The organism is Chromohalobacter sp. HP20-39 (genome assembly GCF_033052815.1).
Classification (GTDB): domain Bacteria; phylum Pseudomonadota; class Gammaproteobacteria; order Pseudomonadales; family Halomonadaceae; genus Chromohalobacter.
Window position 1 is genome coordinate 264,120 of record NZ_JAWHTP010000001.1, and the last position, 18,371, is coordinate 282,490.

General features: G+C 62.0%; 15 protein-coding genes. 13 read left to right on the plus strand and 2 right to left on the minus strand.

The genetic code is table 11. From position 1 onward, the window contains the following. The first annotated feature begins 79 nt into the window (after positions 1-79). From RVY79_RS01195 to RVY79_RS01215, 5 genes are all read left to right on the plus strand, one after another. On the plus strand, positions 80-1,018 hold the full coding sequence (locus RVY79_RS01195) for a LysR family transcriptional regulator (RefSeq protein WP_317462214.1): 939 nt from the start codon (positions 80-82) through the stop codon (positions 1,016-1,018). A 174-nt stretch (positions 1,019-1,192) separates the two neighbouring features. Continuing rightward, positions 1,193-1,411: a DUF1656 domain-containing protein gene (locus RVY79_RS01200; RefSeq protein ID WP_317462215.1), complete on the plus strand. Its 219-nt coding sequence runs from the start codon at positions 1,193-1,195 to the stop codon at positions 1,409-1,411. Beyond that, positions 1,412-2,281 carry an HlyD family secretion protein gene (locus RVY79_RS01205; protein WP_317462216.1) on the plus strand — a complete coding sequence of 290 codons (870 nt, stop codon included), beginning with the start codon at positions 1,412-1,414 and terminating at the stop codon, positions 2,279-2,281. A gap of 7 nt (positions 2,282-2,288) precedes the next feature. Continuing rightward, on the plus strand, positions 2,289-4,337 hold the full coding sequence (locus RVY79_RS01210; protein WP_317462217.1) for an FUSC family protein: 2,049 nt from the start codon (positions 2,289-2,291) through the stop codon (positions 4,335-4,337). A gap of 27 nt (positions 4,338-4,364) precedes the next feature. Further along, entirely contained in the window at positions 4,365-4,784 is a 420-nt protein-coding gene (locus RVY79_RS01215; protein ID WP_317462218.1) for a GNAT family acetyltransferase, read from the plus strand. A gap of 1 nt (position 4,785) precedes the next feature. On the opposite strand, the gene RVY79_RS01220 is transcribed toward RVY79_RS01215, so the two are convergent. After that, entirely contained in the window at positions 4,786-5,544 is a 759-nt protein-coding gene (locus RVY79_RS01220) for an SDR family NAD(P)-dependent oxidoreductase (RefSeq protein WP_317462219.1), read from the minus strand. Between the two features lie 53 nt (positions 5,545-5,597). Next, positions 5,598-6,308: a glutathione S-transferase N-terminal domain-containing protein gene (locus RVY79_RS01225; RefSeq protein ID WP_317462220.1), complete on the minus strand. Its 711-nt coding sequence runs from the start codon at positions 6,306-6,308 to the stop codon at positions 5,598-5,600. A 389-nt stretch (positions 6,309-6,697) separates the two neighbouring features. Here RVY79_RS01225 and RVY79_RS01230 point away from each other — a divergent pair, with 389 nt between their 5' ends. The 8 genes from RVY79_RS01230 (at position 6,698) to RVY79_RS01265 (ending at position 18,352) form a co-directional block, all read left to right on the plus strand. Beyond that, positions 6,698-8,392, plus strand: coding sequence for an L-lactate permease (locus RVY79_RS01230; protein ID WP_317462221.1), 1,695 nt, complete (start codon positions 6,698-6,700; stop codon positions 8,390-8,392). A 230-nt stretch (positions 8,393-8,622) separates the two neighbouring features. Beyond that, positions 8,623-10,122, plus strand: coding sequence for a glycolate oxidase subunit GlcD (gene glcD / locus RVY79_RS01235; RefSeq protein ID WP_317462222.1), 1,500 nt, complete (start codon positions 8,623-8,625; stop codon positions 10,120-10,122). Between the two features lie 25 nt (positions 10,123-10,147). Beyond that, positions 10,148-11,272: a glycolate oxidase subunit GlcE gene (gene glcE, locus RVY79_RS01240; RefSeq protein ID WP_317462223.1), complete on the plus strand. Its 1,125-nt coding sequence runs from the start codon at positions 10,148-10,150 to the stop codon at positions 11,270-11,272. Positions 11,273-11,274: 2 nt separating this feature from the next. Further along, a complete protein-coding gene (glcF, locus tag RVY79_RS01245) occupies positions 11,275-12,543 on the plus strand; it encodes a glycolate oxidase subunit GlcF (RefSeq protein ID WP_317462224.1) in 1,269 nt (422 codons plus the stop codon). Between the two features lie 59 nt (positions 12,544-12,602). Continuing rightward, positions 12,603-13,004, plus strand: coding sequence for a GlcG/HbpS family heme-binding protein (locus RVY79_RS01250; protein ID WP_317462225.1), 402 nt, complete (start codon positions 12,603-12,605; stop codon positions 13,002-13,004). 181 nt (positions 13,005-13,185) lie between these two features. Further along, positions 13,186-15,537, plus strand: a complete 2,352-nt coding sequence (locus RVY79_RS01255) for an FdhF/YdeP family oxidoreductase (RefSeq protein WP_317462226.1) — start codon at positions 13,186-13,188, stop codon at positions 15,535-15,537. 321 nt (positions 15,538-15,858) lie between these two features. Continuing rightward, positions 15,859-17,748, plus strand: a complete 1,890-nt coding sequence (pabB, locus tag RVY79_RS01260) for an aminodeoxychorismate synthase component I (RefSeq protein ID WP_317462227.1) — start codon at positions 15,859-15,861, stop codon at positions 17,746-17,748. Next, positions 17,732-18,352: an anthranilate synthase component II gene (locus tag RVY79_RS01265; protein WP_246920104.1), complete on the plus strand. Its 621-nt coding sequence runs from the start codon at positions 17,732-17,734 to the stop codon at positions 18,350-18,352. Before pabB ends, RVY79_RS01265 begins: the two co-directional genes overlap by 17 nt. Positions 18,353-18,371: the final 19 nt, after the last annotated feature.

The window sequence follows — 18,371 nt, forward strand, 5'->3', positions numbered from 1 at the left end:
CGTTAATGATTTTCAAAACCGGCGTACGATATGCCAGAATGATGCCCCACTTCACGCACCACGCTGATGAGCCTATGGCATGCACGATCTCGATGAACTGACTGCGTTCGCCTCGGTCATGGCGTCCGGCAGCCTGACTGCCAGCGCCCGCGAACTGGGACTAGCGAAGTCGACACTCAGTCGGCGCATCAGCCAGTTGGAGGAACGGCTGGGGCAGCCGCTGCTGCGACGCCAAGCCAACCGCCTGCTTCCCACCGAGGCCGGTACGCTGTTTCTCGCTTACAGCCAGCAGATACTGCACCTCGCCGAGCAAGGCCAGCAGGCGCTCGACGACTTGCGTGCAGAGGTCAGCGGCGAATTGACCGTCGAGGTGCATAACGCCTTCGCGCGGGGATGGTGCAGCCAGCAAATGGAAGATTTCGTGGCACGTCACCCGGGCATGCGTCTGAACCTGCATACCCGCCTGACACCGCCCACGGGCCCCGAGGACGAAACCCTGTGTCTGTGGCTGGGCGATGTCGCCGATTGTGGCCTGCGTCAGGAGACGCTTGGTTACATGCGTCGCGGGGTCTACGCGCATCCTGACTATTTCCGGCACCATGGTACGCCTCGGCACCCCCGCGAACTGACCGAACACGCCTGGGTCGACCTGCTCGGCACCAGCGAACAAGGCGTGACGTTGCATCACGCCCGCGAAGGGGAAACCCGGATCACGCTGCCGCCATCACGCCTGCACGTGGATCAATACGTCCTGCATATCGACGCCATCGCGCGCGGACGCGGCCTGGGCCTGCTTCCTCACTGGATGGCCGAAAAACGCCTCCAGCACCATCCTGGCAGCCTGGTCCCCTGTCTCGAAGAATGGGCGCCCTCGTCGCTTCCCATCACTCTGCTCTACCCGTTCGGGCGTTTACCTCGCAAGAGCGTCACCCTTCTCGAACAGATTCGCCAGACCGTGCCGGATAGCTGGCGCCTGCACTCGCATACCCCGCCCGAACGCGTTTCCACGCTAGACTGATAGCCTCAATGTGGCACGCTGTACTTTTTATAAAAGACCGGTTCATATACAAGACTGGTGCATGTAAAAGTCAGCACATATAGAAGTCGGCTCATCCGAAATGGCGATGTGCAGGTGTCGCGCATTTAGATAGCGTGCTAATGTATTCGCTTGTCTTGGCGAACAGGAGAGGGAATGGGTCTCAAGGAAATCGCTGTCGGCGGCATTTATCTCAGCCCGCTGCTTATCTATGCCTTGTTAGGATTCATCGGCGCACTCATCGTGCGTACCGTATTGCACCGACTCGTCGGACAGCATACGCCCTGGTTCGAAGCATGGTTCGATGCCGCCTTGTTCGTCATCATTACCGCCGCCGTTGCCTTTGCCTTCTCGTCCACTGCTGGAATCGTTTAAATGCGCACACCGCTACGCATGCTGGTCACTCTCGTCGTCGTGGCACTGGCCGTCGCTGCCGGTGTCTGGCTCTGGCATTACTATCTATATACGCCATGGACCCGCGACGGCCGCGTTCGCGCCGAGGTCATCACGATCGCCCCCGATGTCTCCGGCTGGGTCCACCAGTTATCGGTGAACAACACACAGCACGTCGACAAAGGTGACACGCTGTTCAAGATCAACCAGGCGCGTTATCAGACGGCCGTCGACAAGGCCAAGGCCGTCGTCGCATTGAATCAGGCACAACTGGAGCTCAAACGACACGAGGAGCAACGGCGTAACCGGCTGAGCAATCAGGCCATCAGCAACGAAGACTTGGAAATCGCGCGCATCAATACCCGCGTGGCAAAAGCCAATCTCGAAGAAGCCAAGGCCAACCTGGCAAGTGCTCAGCTCGATTTGAAACGCACCGTGGTCGAGGCCCCCGCCGATGGGCATATCCTCAACCAGCATCTCAGCGAGGGCAATTACGTCACGGCAGGCAATGCGGTCATGGCCCTGGTAAAAGACGATTCCTATTACGTGACCGGGTATTTCGAAGAAACCAAGATCTCGCGCATCGAGGTGGGTGATCCCGCCAAGGTGACGTTGATGAGCGGCGACACCGAGTTACGTGGCCGTGTCGCCGGTATCGGGCGCGGCATTGCCAACACCAACACCTCGCTGAACAGCCAGCTACTCCCCCAGGTAGAGCCCACCTTCAACTGGGTCAGGCTGGCGCAGCGGATTCCCGTGCGCATCGAGCTCGCCCAGATCCCTGAGGGTACGCTGCTCAGCGCGGGCATGACCGCCACCATCCATATCGTCGACGAGACGGATACGGACTGAGTCGCTCATGTCGCCGTGGCTGGAAACCTACCTCACCCCCTCGAAGGCGTCTTTGCAGTTCGCCACCAAAACTACCCTGGCGATGCTGCTGGCGTTGTACATCGCCTTGTGGTGCGACCTCGATCGGCCTTACTGGGCCCTGATCTCGGCAGCCTTTCTGCAGATCCGGCCGATGAGCGGCATGGTCGTCGAAAAAGGCATCTGTCAGATCGGCGGCACGCTCATCGGTGCACTGGTCGGTATCGTCATCATGGCCTTCTTCGCCCAGGCGCGCGTCCCCGCCCTGGTCGTGCTGACGCTGTGGATCATGCTCTGCACCTACGGCAGCTCGCTGTTGCGCAACAATTTTTCCTACGGCTGCATCATGGGCGCCGTCACGGCAATGCTGATCGTGGTCATCGCCGCCGGTCAGCCCGGCGGCATCTTCGATATCGCCGTCGCGCGCCTCTCCGAGCTGGGACTCGGCGCCCTCTGCGCGACCCTGGTCAGTGCCTTGTTGTGGCCCACCCACGTCAAAGACCACCTCGCCAATCAGGCCGACGACGTGATCAACCACGCCTTCACCCACGCCGGACAGCGCCTCGACGCTAGCGACGAGCTGGACGCCATGCAGCAATCGCTAACCGCCAGTCTCGAGCCATTGACGATGCTCGAAACCGACAGCCAGGCGGCGCGCTACGAGGGCCCCGACGGCGCCGGTCGCATCCGGGCCACGCACGTACTCACCCGGCGCACATTGCGTTTCTTTGCCACTCTGGGTGCGCTTTATCAGTTGCTACACGACCATCGCGAGCGCATCAGCGCCCCCCTGTACCAGTTGGCCAGCGAAATCGCCGATGGCTTTCGCAACGCCGAGCACGTGAATGGCGTACCGGCGGCACGCCAACAGCTACAGGAACTGCGCAAGCAGGCGCATGCCTACGCCGACACCCAGCTCGACCCCTTGCAGCGCCGTGTCATTCTGGCACTGCGCGAGGTGCTCGGTCATGCCATGATCATGCTCGACGCACGCGAGGCCATCGCCCATCCCGGACGCAAGCAGCTACGCGGCGGCTCGCTGTCCTGGCACCGCGATCATCTGGTAGCGTTGCTCAATGCCGGCCGCGCGGGGCTGGTATTTGCGTGCCTGGCCATCTTCTGGTTGCAGACGCACTGGAGCAACGGCCAGGTCGCGATGCTGCTCGGCACGCTGTTCTCGGCGTTTTTCGCCACGCGCGATAACCCCGTGACGATCTGCATGATGTTCTTCAAGGGCATGCTGGCCGCATTGCCCAGCGCCTTCCTGTTCGGCCACGTGCTGCTCTCCCAGGCCAACGGCTTCCCCATGCTCGCCATGCTTTTCGTCACGCCGCTTTTCCTGGGGCTTCTTGGCGCCTCCAACCCACGCCTGATGGGCTACTGTCTGGCCTTCACCATCTTCAATATTCTGCTGACCATGCCCGGCAATGGGATGGACTTTTCATTCGACAGCTTCGCCAATCGCGCCATCGCCGTCATCGTCGGACTCAGCGCCGTGGTGATGGGCTTCCGACTGTTCCCCGGCCTGGGAACGCCGATCCGTCGGCGACGTTTGATCGGCGCCATCAGTCACGACTTGCGGCATATCGACCAGCAGCCCTTGCATGAAGCCGAAAGCCGCTTCAGCGGCCGCATGGCCGACCGCCTGCTGCAACTCGCGCGGCACGACGACATGCTGCCCGAGGATCATCGCCACCTGTTCATGATCGGCCTCAACGGCCTCGACCTGGGGCGCTCGTGCCTGCGCCTGCGCCACCGCCTGGACGACGCGCCGGCCCCAGTGCGCGACGCCATGCAACATCTTCTAGCCACACTCGCGGATGGCTTCGAAGGCAGTGCCCATGGCCGCTCACCTCAGGGAATAAACGAGGCCGGGCAGGCGCTGGATCACGCCATTGCACGTCACGGCGGCCTCGAGGAAGACGCGCGCGAGCTCATAGAGGGCTTGATCGAGCGTCTTGTCCTGGTGCTGGAACGCCAGGCCGAGGTCATGGCCGAACGTCCGGCAGCGGCCACCGCCACGCCCGGAATCGCCTGACAGCCGACGCCACTCGAGAGAGACAATATGCAGATTCGACCTTTCCAGCCCAGCGATGAAGAGAGCGTCATTGCGCTTTGGGAGCGCTGCGAATTGACGCGCCCATGGAACGACCCACGCCGCGACATAGCGCGCAAGCTCGCGGAAGATCCCCGCCTGTTCCTGGTCGGAGTCGAAGCGGACACCGTGATCGCCAGCGCCATGGCCGGCTACGACGGTCATCGTGGCTGGGTGCACTATCTCGCGGTCAGCCCCGACCGTCAGCTGCAGGGTCTTGGCCGTCAACTACTCGCCGCCGTGGAGCGCGCCTTGCAGGCTCGGGGTTGCCCGAAGCTAATGCTGATGGTACGCAACGAGCACCCAACGCTGATCGACTACTACCGCCGCCAAGGGTACGACGATGGCGACTTCGTGACCCTTGGCAAGCGTTTGATCGCCGACGACTGACTCAATCGCGGTCGACGGCGAAAGCCGACCACGCCTGGCGTGTCGGCATGACTTCGAGGCGATTGACGTTGACGTGCGCCGGCAGCGAGACCGTGTAGAAGATCAACTCGGCGATGTCCTCCGCCTCGAGCGGCGTGGTGTCACCGTACAGCTTGTCGGAGGCCGCCTGATCGCCGCCGGTGCGCACCAGCGTGAACTCGGTTTCGGCCATGCCCGGGGCAATGTCAGTCACCCGCACGCCGGTACCTTGCAGATCGCAACGTAGGTTGTAAGTGAATTGCTGCACGAAGGCCTTGCTCGCGCCGTAGACGTGACTTCCCGGGTACGGCCACTGCCCGGCGACCGAGCCTAGGTTGACGATGCTCGCCCCGGCCCCGGTCTCGATCAGCGTGGGCAGTAGCGCATGCGTCACGTTAACCAACCCGGTGATATTGGTATCGATCATGGTATGCCAATCGGCCAGGTCCGCCTTCGGCGCCGGCTCTGGCGCCAGGGCCAAACCGGCGTTGTTGATCAACGCCTTGACCGCGCGGAAACCGTCCGGCAGCGCTGCAACGACAGCCTTGACCGCGTCGGCGTCCCGCACGTCGAGCACCGCGGTATGCACGGGCACCTTGTCGCTTAGCTCCTTCTCGAGCTTCTCGAGACGCTCCGCGCGCCGACCGGTGAGAATCAACGACCAGCCAGCCTCGGCGAAACGCCGCGCCGCAGCACGCCCGAAGCCCGAGGTCGCGCCGGTAATCAATACGATATCGCTCATACTTTGCTCCTTATCCACATGCACCTTACCGCCCATGCGCGTTCACGGTGTCATCAGCCGGGATAGCCGCCTTCGATGTCGACGATGCGCGTGGCATTGCGCCCTACGCCACCATGCAGGTCCAGCATGCGCTCGATCCAGGCGTAGACCGGGTCGGCATTGGAGACGAGATCCGCCGTCGAGACACACCGTGCCCACATGAAATGACCGAATACCAGGTAATCGGCACCACCGGGCGCGTCACCGTCGAGAAAATCAGCTTCTTCCAGACGCCCACGCAACGGCTCGAGGGCCGCATCGAGTGCCGAGAGCCCTTTGCTGGGCGCATGCATTTCCTCGAGGCTACGGCCCAGCGCCTTTTCACGCGTTTCACGAAAATATGCCTGATCGTCGGGATGCACGGCATTGAACAAGTCCATGATGACGGTGCGCAGAATTCCCGGCGCCAGCGCCCGCTCGCTGTAGAACTTGAAAAAACGCGCCCGTGACGCCGCCACATCGTCGCCCAGCAAGGGATTTTCAGGATACACACGATCCAGATAGCGGAAGATCTCGTAGCTATCGGTGACCGTGGTCTCGCCGTCGACGAGCACCGGCACCTTGCCTTGTCCCGAAAACTCGATCGCTTCCTTCTGCGTGAAGCGCCATGGAATGAAATCGCATTCCAGCCCCTTGTGCGCCAGTGCATAGCGCACACGCCAGCAGTAAGGCGAAAACCGCAGCCGCTCGTCACGCCCGCTCAAATCGTACATTTGCAACGCCATGCCATTGCTCCTTTTTCAACCATAGACTTCCCGTGGGAACGCCCCACATGCAGGTTCTCCGACGCTACCACATGCCACGCAATCGCGCCTATCGACGCACATACGCAGGCCGCGATGTGCTTGAAAAGACTCGTCTATTAGTCGAATTCAAGGCGTACGAAACACCTCTATAAGCGCGTCCCGAGCCTCCGACAAAGGTCATACGAAAGCGTATAAGAAATTGATTTTAAGGGATGTTTAAATCTCGCCAGACCACCTGCATTATTGGTCATACCAATTATCCAACGATTGGCCTCAGGCCATTTCACGTTTATCTTTCGCTCGATGACGAACGCCATACGTCAGACATTCGTTGCGCGCTGCACGACAACACAATCAGGGGCATTCCCATGAATCAAACGCTGCTCTCGCTACTCGCCTTCCTGCCATTGGTGCTGGCCGGCGTCCTGCTGATTGGCTTCCGAGTTCAGGCCAAGACCGCCATGCCTGCGGTTTTCGTGGTCACCGCGCTGATCGCCCTGCTGGCCTGGGACATGACCTTCACCCGGGTACTGGCATCGACCTTTCAAGGTCTGATACTGACCGTGGCGATCCTGTGGATCATCTTCGGCGCCATCCTGCTGCTCAACACCTTGAAACGCTCGGGCGGCATCGCGGCTATTCGTAACGGCTTCTCGGATATCAGCCCCGACCGACGCGTTCAAGCGATTATCGTCGCCTGGCTCTTCGGTTGCTTCATCGAGGGCGCCTCCGGGTTCGGCACTCCCGCTGCCGTCGCCGCACCGCTGATGGTGGCGCTCGGCTTCCCCGCCCTGGCCGCCGTGGTGGTGGGCATGATGATCCAATCCACCCCGGTCTCCTTCGGCGCCGTGGGCACCCCCATCGTGGTCGGCGTCAGCGGCGGGCTCGACAAAGCCGGCATCAGTGAGACGCTATCGGCGGGGGGCGCCAGCTGGGAAACCTACTTCCAACTGGTCACCTCGGAAGTCGCCATCACCCACGCCATCGTGGGCCTGCTGATGCCATTGATCATGGTGACCGTGATGGCACGCTTCTTCGGTGAGCGACGCTCCTGGCGAGACGGCCTGGAAGTCGCACCTTTTGCGCTCTTCGCGGGCATCAGCTTCGTCGTGCCCTATGCACTGGCCGGTATTCTACTAGGACCAGAGTTTCCATCCATGATCGGCGCCATGATCGGGCTGGCCATTGTCGTACCCGCCGCCAAGAAAGGCTTCTTGCTGCCCAAGAAGACATGGGATTTCCCCGAGGCTTCATCCTGGCCAGAAGAGTGGGTCGGCAACCTCGATATCAAATTCGACGACGTGGCCGGTCGCGCGCCGATGTCGGTCTTCATGGGCTGGCTACCTTACGTACTGCTAGCTGTACTGCTGGTCATCTCGCGCACCGTCGAGCCGATCAAGGAAGCGCTGGTGTCACTGAGCTTCGGCTGGCGCAGCATACTCGGCGAGAGCGATATCGCCGGCAGCCTCGAGCCGCTCTACCTACCCGGCGGGATTCTCGTCATCGTGGTATTGATCACGGCATTGCTGCACCGCATGCGCGGCCAGCAAATCAAAGAGGCTTTCTCCGAATCGACCCGCACGCTTCTAGGCGCCGGTTTCGTGCTGTTGTTCACCATCCCCATGGTGCGCATCCTGATCAACTCCGGCGTCAACGGCGCCGACCTGGTGTCAATGCCGGTGGCCATGGCACAACTGGTGGCCGACGGCGTGGGCCATGTCTACCCGTTCTTCGCGCCTGCCGTCGGTGCATTGGGTGCCTTCATCGCCGGCTCCAACACAGTCTCCAACCTGATGCTCTCGGACTTTCAGTTCAGCGTCGCCGAGGCCTTGGGCGTGTCCACTGCGATGATGGTCGCTCTACAAGCCGTGGGTGCCGCCGCCGGTAACATGATCGCCATTCACAACGTGGTCGCCGCCTCCGCTACCGTGGGGCTGCTGGGCCGCGAGGGCACCACGCTACGCAAGACGATCCTGCCCACGCTTTATTATGTGGTTTTCACCGGCCTCATCGGATTGATCGCCTTCTACGTGATCGGCGTGAGCGACCCACTCATGGGCTAGCCGCCACCGCGCCATACGCTTCCCACCCCAACCGCCCCGCCTCGGTATGACCGAGGCGGGGCGGTTATTGGTCTTACCAATTGCCCAGTTATTAGGCTTTCGGCTAATAGGCACGACCATCCGACATACGAGAATATGGAAAAACTTTCCATAAGTGGTAGGGCCTTGTCCTGCGCCGTGCACCCAAACATGCCCAGCCCGCGTGTGGTGACATCGCCCAAGGAGACCGCATGAACATCCTCTTTGACGAACGCCTGGACGGCGCGCTGCCGGTGATCGACAAGGACGCACTTGTCGATCACCTGAACGCCCACGTACCCGGCATGACGCTGCTGCATCGCGAGGAGGACCTGCGCCCGTTCGAATGTGATGGGCTCTCCGCATATCGCGTGCTCCCCATGCTGGTGGCACTTCCCGAAACGCTGGGACAAGTGGAGTCCCTACTCGGCATCTGCCACGCTCAGGGAGTACCAGTGGTCACGCGGGGGGCGGGCACCGGCCTCTCCGGTGGCGCTCTACCACTGGAAAGAGGCGTGCTGTTGGTCATGTCCCGCTTCAGCCGCATTCTCGACATCGACCCCGAGGCCCGGACCGCCCGCGTACAACCCGGCGTGCGTAACCTGGCGATCTCCGAAGCGGCGGCACCTCATGGGCTCTATTACGCGCCCGACCCTTCCTCACAGATCGCCTGCTCGATCGGCGGCAACGTCGCCGAAAACGCCGGCGGCGTGCACTGTCTCAAGTACGGGCTGACCGTGCATAACGTCCTCGCGGTGAACATCCTGACCATCGAGGGTGAGCACATCACGCTAGGCAGCGAGGCTCTGGATGCCCCGGGTTTCGACCTGCTGGCGCTGTTCACCGGCTCCGAGGGCATGCTCGGTGTGATCACCGAGATCACCGTCAGGCTGCTGCCCAAACCCGAGGTCGCCAAGGTGCTGATGGCCAGCTTCGACGACGTCGAGAAGGCCGGCAAGGCAGTGGGTGACATCATCGCCGCAGGGATCATCCCCGGCGGCCTGGAGATGATGGACAAACTAGCCATCCAGGCTGCCGAGGACTTCGTCAAAGCCGGCTACCCGGTCAGCGCCGAGGCCATCCTGCTGTGCGAACTGGATGGTGTGGAAGCCGACGTTCACGATGACTGCGAAACGGTGCGTGGCGTCCTCGAAGCGGCTGGCGCCACCGATATCCGCCTCGCCCGTGACGGCGCCGAACGGGCCACGTTCTGGGCCGGGCGCAAGGCCGCTTTCCCCGCCGTGGGTCGCATGTCGCCCGACTACTACTGCATGGACGGCACCATTCCCCGTCGCGAACTTCCGCGCGTGCTCAAGGGCATCGCCGAGCTCTCGGCGACCCACGGCCTGCGCGTGGCCAACGTCTTCCATGCCGGCGACGGCAATATGCACCCGCTGATCCTGTTCGATGCCAACGCCCCCGGCGAACTGGCGCTGGCCGAGGAAGTCGGCGGCAAGATCCTCGAACTCTGCGTCGAGGTCGGTGGCAGCATTACCGGCGAACACGGCGTGGGTCGCGAGAAGATCAACCAAATGTGCGCCCAGTTCAATCCCGACGAAATCACGATCTTCCATGCCGTCAAAGCCGCCTTCGATCCGCGCGGACTGCTCAACCCCGGCAAGAATATTCCGACGCTGGCACGCTGCGCCGAATTCGGCGCCATGCATGTACATCACGGCAACCTGCCGCATCCCGAGTTGCCACGCTTCTAACGGCATGCGCTGCGAAGGAGAGAACATGACGCATCCACAGGATCAACATTTGGCCCCCGCGCCGGGGAATCTGCCGGTCGCCGACCACGATGACAGCGACGTTCTGCTCGAACGCGTGCGCCAAGCGGCGCAAGACAATACGCCCTTGCGCCTGGTCGGTGGCGGCAGCAAGGGCTTTTACGGCCGCCCTGTAAGCGGCGAGACGCTCTCGCTCACCGCACACACGGGTATCGTCCACTACGACCCGGTCGAGCTGGTGGTCACGGTTCGCGCCGGCACCCGACTGGAAGACCTGCAAGCCGCGCTGGCTCTTGAGGGCCAGCAGTTGGCTTTCGAGCCGCCGCATTTCGCCGATACCGCCACGGTGGGCGGCATGGTGGCCTGCGGACTTTCCGGTCCACGCCGCCCCTGGGCGGGCAGCGTGCGCGACTTCGTCCTCGGCACACGCCTCATTACCCACGACGGCAAGCGGCTACGCTTCGGTGGCGAGGTCATGAAGAACGTCGCCGGCTACGATCTCTCGCGGCTGATGGTCGGCGCCCAGGGCACGCTGGGGGTGATCGACGAGGTCTCGTTCAAGGTCCTGCCGCGCCCTGCCGCAAGCGCCACGCTGCGCCTGGAAATGTCCCGCGACACAGCCATGGCGCGCCTCGCCGAGTGGGGGCGCGAGCCACTGCCCATCACTGGCGCCGCACATGACGGCGATGCGCTACACATTCGTCTCGAAGGCGGCCCCAGCTCGGTGGCCGATACCCAAGCGCGCCTCGGCGGCGAGCCGGACGATGCCGACTTCTGGCGACGACTGCGCGAGTTCGAGCTGACATTCTTCTCGCGTCGACACGACAACCGTCCGCTCTGGCGGCTATCGCTGCCGCATCGCGCCCCCGCCGTACCGCTCGACGGCGACGAACTCATCGACTGGGCGGGCGCGCAACGCTGGTGGCGCAGCGATACGTCGGCCGAGACGATACGCCGACATGCCGCCCATGTCGGCGGGCACGCGACGCATATCGACCTCGACCGAGCCCACGGCATCGAGATGCCTTTCACGCCGCTCTCGCCGGTGCTGGCCAAGTACCACCGCCGACTCAAGGCCGAGCTCGATCCAAACGGCATCTTCAACCCCGGGCGACTCTACGAGGGGCTATAGCCATGCAGACGAATTTCACCGACGAAGCCCTACGCCAGCCACACATTCGCGAGGCCGACCGCGTCCTGCGATCGTGCGTGCATTGTGGCTTCTGCAACGCCACCTGCCCGACCTATCAGCTACTGGGTGACGAACGCGATGGCCCACGCGGACGCATCTATCTGATGAAGGAGCTGCTGGAAAGCCGCGACGATGACGACCAAGTCACGCAAGAAACGCAGACGCATCTCGACCGCTGCCTGAGCTGTCGCAACTGCGAAACCACCTGCCCCTCCGGTGTCGAATACCACAAGCTGCTGGATATCGGGCGCGCCGAGGTCGAGCGGCGCGTCGGGCGTTCCTACAAGGAACGCGCCTTGCGTTACGGTTTGCGCAAGGCACTGGTCGAGCCGCGTCGCTTTCAGGCATTGCTGGCGTTGGGACAAACCTTTCGCCCGCTGGCACCGGGGCCGCTCAAGGACAAGATCCCGCCCCGCGCGGTCAATGTGGAACGCGCCGCGCCCGCGGCCCACGCCCGCCATATGCTGGTGCTCGAGGGTTGCGTCCAGCCGGGGCTGGCGCCCAACACCAATGCCGCCGCGACGCGCGTTCTCGACCGTCTGGGGATCGCCCTGAGGTCAGCCCCGGAAGCAGGCTGTTGCGGCGCCATCGACTATCACCTCAACGCCCAGCAGGACGGACGCGCGCGCATGCGGGCCAACATCGACGCCTGGTGGCCACACGTCGAATCAGGCACCGAGGCCATCGTGCAGACCGCCAGCGGCTGTGGCGCCTTCGTCAAGGAATATGGCGAGATGCTCGCCGACGACCCACGCTACGCCGAAAAGGCACGCCATATCAGCGCACTCGCCAAGGACCTGGTGGAGATCCTTCGCGACGAAGACCTCGAGGCGCTGGCGCCCCGCCACGACAAGCGCCTCGCCTTCCATTGCCCGTGCACGCTGCAACATGCCCAGAAACTCGGTGGCGCCGTTGAAAGCGTCTTGACGCGTCTGGGATTCACGCTATCCCCAGTGCGCGATCCCCATCTATGCTGTGGGTCGGCCGGGACCTACTCCATCACCCAGCCGACCTTGGCGACACGCTTGCGCGACGACAAACTCGATGCGCTCGAAGCGGGTCATCCCGAGGAAATCGTCACCGCCAACATCGGTTGCCAGACCCATCTGGCAGGCGCAGGCCGCACCCCGGTTCGGCATTGGATCGAAATCGTCGATGAGGCCCTGACCCCGGCTACGAACGACGCGCCTCGAGCTGCGAGCGTCCCGTAGCCCGTAGCCCGTAGCCCGTAGCCCGTAGCCCGTAGCAATTATCTACCAAGGAGACACAAATGAAGACCCACGCTGTGCTTGAACTTAGTGACGTCAACCAGTTGCTCGACGCCGCCCAGAAAGAAGCCGATGCCAACGGTTGGGCGATCACCGTCGCCGTCGCCGATGCCGGTGGCCACCTGCTCGGCCTGCGTCGCCTCGATGGCGCGGCACCGTTCAGCGCCGACATCGCCACCGAGAAGGCACGCAACGCCGCCATCGGCCGCAAGGAGACCCAAGTCTTCGAGGACATGATCAATAACGGCCGCACCGCCTTCGTCAGCGCGCCGATGCAGGCCTTGCTCGCCGGGGGCGTGCCGCTGATCGTCGAGGGCAACGTCATCGCCAGCGTCGGCGTTTCCGGCGTCAAGCCCGATCAAGACGTGCAAGTCGCCAAGGCCGCCGTCGCCGCATTGACCTGATCTTCGCTCGCCGTGAGACACGCTCCGGGCGTGTCTCCGCTTCCCTCCCCTTTTCCCACTTCCCCTGCAAGGTCGCGTGTTCGTTGCCATACTCGCTAGTCACATATTTACTAGCCATCATACGATGAGCTCGCGACGCATTGTGTTCTATCGTAGATGGGTGACAGCGGGAGGAATCAGCATGGCACGTTCGCTCACGGATGATGCAGTACACGGCCAGCAAGGCGCGCACGATGCCCCAGGCGGAGGCTGGCAGTCGATCCTAGCCACCGAGACGCATTTTCTGCGCGAGAGGGTGCCCTTCAAGGGCAACGCCTTGATGCTCAAGATCAACCACCCGGATGGCGGGTTCGAGTGCCCAAGCTGTGCCTGGCCCAATCCGGCAAAACCCGGCCCGGCGGAATTCTGTGAAAATGGCGCCAAGGCCGTCGCCTGGGAGGCCACGGCGGCACGCACCACGCCGGAGTTCTTCGCCAAGCACACGCTGAGCGAGCTTCTCGACTGGTCGGATCACGCACTCGAGAAACAAGGCCGCCTGACGCATCCGATGCGCTACAACGCCACCACCGACAAGTACGACCCCATCGACTGGGAAACCGCTTTTCGCGAGATCGGCGAGCGCCTCAAGACCTACGACCCCCAGAAAGTCGAGCTTTATACCTCGGGGCGCACCTCCAACGAAGCGGCGTTTCTGTGGCAGCTTTATGGGCGAATGCTGGGCACCCACAACTTCCCGGACTGCTCCAACATGTGTCACGAGACGACCACCGTGGCGCTCCCCCAGAGCATCGGCGTCGGCAAGGCCACTACCACGCTGGAGGATTTCGAGCACGCCGACGCAATTTTCATCTTCGGCCAGAACGCCGGTACCAACAGCCCGCGCATGATGGGCCTGCTCCACGAGGCGCGCCAGCGCGGCGCCGAGGTCATCACCTTCAATCCGCTTCGCGAGCGGGCGCTGGTCAAGTTCGCCAATCCACAGACGCCCAAGGACATGCTCACCAACCACGGTGTACCGATCAGTTCGCAATATCATCAGGTGCGTATCGGCGGCGATATCGCCGCCATTCAAGGCATGTGTAAAAGCATCCTCGAGGTCGATGATGCGGCACATGCCGAGGGCCGCCAGGGGGTGATCGATCATGAGTTCATCAGTATGCACACCGCCGGTTTCGAGGCCTTTGCCACGCACTGCCGGGCGTTGCCTTGGGAACGTCTCGAACGCCACAGTGGCCTCGAGCGCGCGGCCATGGAGGAGGCCGCCGAGGCCTGGATGCGCGCCGAGCGCGTCATCTGCTGCTGGGGCATGGGCATCACCCAACACATTCGTGGCGGCGACAACGTGCATCAGATTCTCAACCTGCTGCTGATGGGCGGCCATATCGGCCGCCGCGGCGCCGGGGCCTGCCCGGTGCGGGGCCACTCCAACGTTCAGGGCGACCGCACCGTGGGCATCTTCCACAAGTCCGGTGAGGCGTTCCTGTCGAAGATGGACGAGGTCTTCGGCATCCAATGCCCGCGCGAGCATGGCCACGACGTAGCGCTGTGCTGCGAGGCCATCCTGCGCGACGAGGTCGACGCTTTCCTCGGCATGGGCGGCAACTTCTTCCGCGCGATTTCGGATCAGGCGCGCGTCGCCGCACGCGTCAAACATATTCCGCTGACCGTGCAGATCGCCACCAAACTCAATCGAAGCCACCTGCTGCACGGCAAGGCCGCTTACTTACTGCCGCCCCTGGCGCGTACCGAGAAAGATATCCAGGCCGGGGTCGAACAGACCATCACCATCGAGGACGGCATGTGCAACGTGCAGGGCTCGACCGGCGCGCTGGAGCCGGCATCAAAGCATTTGCGCTCGGAGGTCGCCATCGTCGCCGGACTGGCACGCGCCACGCTCACGCCCAATCCCAAGGTCGACTGGGAATGGCTCAGCGAGGATTACGCGCGCATCCGCGACAAGATCGAAGCCACGCAGCCCGAAACCTTCCGCGATTACAACCGCCGGCTCGACGCGGAGGGCGTATTCCATCTCGATATCGCCGCGCGTAATCGGGTCTGGAATACCGACTCGGGCAAGGCCAACTTCCTGTTTCCTGGCGACATGCTCACCGAGGACGACTCCGTCCCCGACGCTACGCACTTCCAGCTACTTTCCATTCGCGGTCACGATCAGTTCAATACCACCGTGTATTCCTATGACGACCGCTATCGTGACATTTACGGCACCCGCAGCGTGGTGATGATGAATCCCACGGACATGGAGAAACACGGCTTCAAGGCGGGACATCGCGTCACCCTGACCGCCGTCAGCGACGATGGCATCGAACGCCAGGTATCCGGTTTCAAGCTCATCGCCTATGATTTACCCGAGAACTGCCTGGGCGCGTACTACCCGGAGGTCAACGATTTGATTCCAGTCACCAACCGGGACTACCAAAGCAATACCATCGCCGGCAAGTCGATACCGGTCACCTTGTCGTTGATGTCGAGCGAAGAGGTCGAAAACGCCACGGGAATGCTCGCCACGAGTTGAGCCAGCGATGCGCTGGTGGCCACCACCGTCAGGGCAGCAAGGATAGTCAGCTGCCTTGAGCCGTTGCGCCGCCGGTGAACCGTTTCGCCGTCGGTGAACCGCCTTGCGACCGACGGCGGGATGACGGTTTTCATCGCCATACAGTAATTTTCTGCCACACATCGTGTAAATTCATCACCCCTCTTTCAAGGTAACTTTTAAAACAAGCAATAACCTGTTTTCACTAAACGCATGAAACAATAACACCAATATTATCATTATTGACATGAACACTCGCGCACTCTTAAATAAAGACATAATTAATACCAGGGAGCGAGGGCGATGCGCAGTTTTAATAAAAAACAAATAGACAATGTTTTCATATTGCTCGAGAACACCCGTTGCTCGAGCGATCATCGCGCTTCGTTGTTATTCGAAAACCCTGAATACGAAGTGATTTGTTACCGCAACGATGCCTTGCGTGGCGCGTTGCGCGAGCTCGATGAGTTGCGTGATAAAGGCTATTATGTCTGCGGCTACCTCGCCTACGAGGCGGGCTACGCGCTTGCCGACAAGCCGGATTTCAAGTTTTGCAAACGCGCCAAGAGCGAGGCCCCACTCGTGCATTTCTATGCGTTTCGCGATGTGCGCCGTTTATCGCAGCATCAAGCCAGCCGATTTCTCGAAGCGCGCACGCCCGACACGACACCCGCGGCCATTCGCCACTTGGCGCTCAACGCGCGACGCGAAGAGTATCTCGACAATATCGACAAGATAAAATCCTATATTCGTGAAGGGGATACTTATCAAGTCAACTACACACTAAAATATCACTTCGAATATCAAGGCCCGCCCGTCACCCTGTATCGCAAGCTCCGAAGTCGCCAGAAAGTCGAGTTCGGGGGATTACTCAATTTTCCGGAGTATGCGGTGCTGTCGTTATCGCCGGAACTCTTCCTGCGCAAGCAAGGGACGGCGCTGGAATCCAAACCCATGAAGGGCACCTTCCCGCGTGGGGCGTCGGCCGAGGAAGATGCCGATATTCTCGATACGATGCGCCGCGACACGAAGACCCGTTCCGAGAACGTGATGATCGTCGATTTGCTGCGCAACGACGTCAGCCGCGTCGCCTCGCCGGGCTCCGTGGCGGTCAAGAACCTGTTCGAGATACAGACCTTCGAGACGCTGCATCAGATGATTTCCACGGTAACCGGCAAGATCGACGCCAATGCCAGGATCGAGCAGGTATTTCGCGAGCTATTCCCCTGCGGTTCGATCACCGGTGCCCCCAAGATACGCACGATGCAGATCATCGAAGAGCTGGAGCGCGAGCCGCGCGGTGTCTATACCGGCGCGATCGGCTACCTGACGCCTCACAACGATTTCTGTTTCAACGTGCCCATCCGCACCTGCATCGCGCATGCCGACGGCCATGCGGAGATGGGCATCGGCGGCGGCGTGCTCCATGAGTCCGACCCCGAGGCCGAGTACGCGGAATGCCTACTCAAGGCGCGTTTCTTGAGCGGACTCAATCAAGACCTGCAACTCATCGAAACCATGCGCTACCGAGCGGATGGCGCCCACATCCAGAACCTCGAGAAACACCTGCAACGGCTGTCACGGGCGGCACGCGATCTACACTTCGCCTACGAGGCCGCCAGCGTCCAACAGGCCCTCGCCGAGGTCATCGATGGGCTCGATCACGACACACGGGTGCGCCTGTCCTTGGCTCACGATGGCCAATTCGAGATCACCACCACGTTGCTGGGGCCCGAGCACGAAGCGCCGTCTACAGCGCGGCTGGGCATCAGCGACCACCCAATCGACCAGCACGCCTTCTTGCTGCAGTACAAGACCACTGCACGCGATATCTACGACAGCGAATATCGACGACACCAGGCTCAAGGCGACTACGACGTCGCCTTCCTCAACCACGAAGGCCGGGTCACCGAGGCCAGTCGCCATAACCTGTTCATCGAGAAGGACGGCATGCTGCTGACGCCGCCGCTCGACGAAGGCGTACTTCCCGGCATCGCCCGTGACACGCTCATCGAAGCGAGTTGCGAGCGCTGTTGCGAACGCCCGATCACGCCGCGGGATCTACTCGACGCCGACGCCATATGGCTGACCAACGCCGTGCGTGGCGTCATACCGGTCACGCTCAGCGATCAGGCCATACAAACCCTCACCGCCTGGGCGGGCCAGGAGGCTACCTATGCTGTGTCTCATTGATAACTACGATTCGTTCACCTACAACATCGTGTCCTACCTCAACCAACTCGGCGTCCAGCCCTGGATCGTCAAGAACGACGCGATGACGCTTGACCAACTGGCGAGCCACGATATCGAGGGCATCTTGATCTCGCCGGGGCCCTGCACGCCATCGCAGTCCGGCATTACGCTCGAGGTTATCAAGGCCTACGCGGGAAAGGTCCCGATTCTGGGCATCTGCCTGGGTCACGAAGCGATCGCCGAGGCCTTCGGTGGGTATATCGAGCACGCTCGCGAGGTCATGCACGGCAAGGTATCGCACGTTCACCACGACGGACGTGGCGTATTCACCGGCGTCAGCCAACCGGTGCGCGTAACCCGTTACCACTCGCTAATCGTCACCCGCCAACGCATGCCCGCGGATTTCGAGATCAGCGCCTGGACCTGTGACGCACAGGGCAATATCGAGGACGTCATGGGCATTCGGCATCGCGACCTGGACATCGAGGGCGTGCAGTTTCATCCCGAGTCCATCCTCACCGAGCATGGCCACCTCATGCTGGCGAACTTTCTCCGCAGACTCGATCAACATCGCCCATCGCTAGGAAAAGCGGCCGGCTTCTAGGTAGATATTTTAGGGAAAG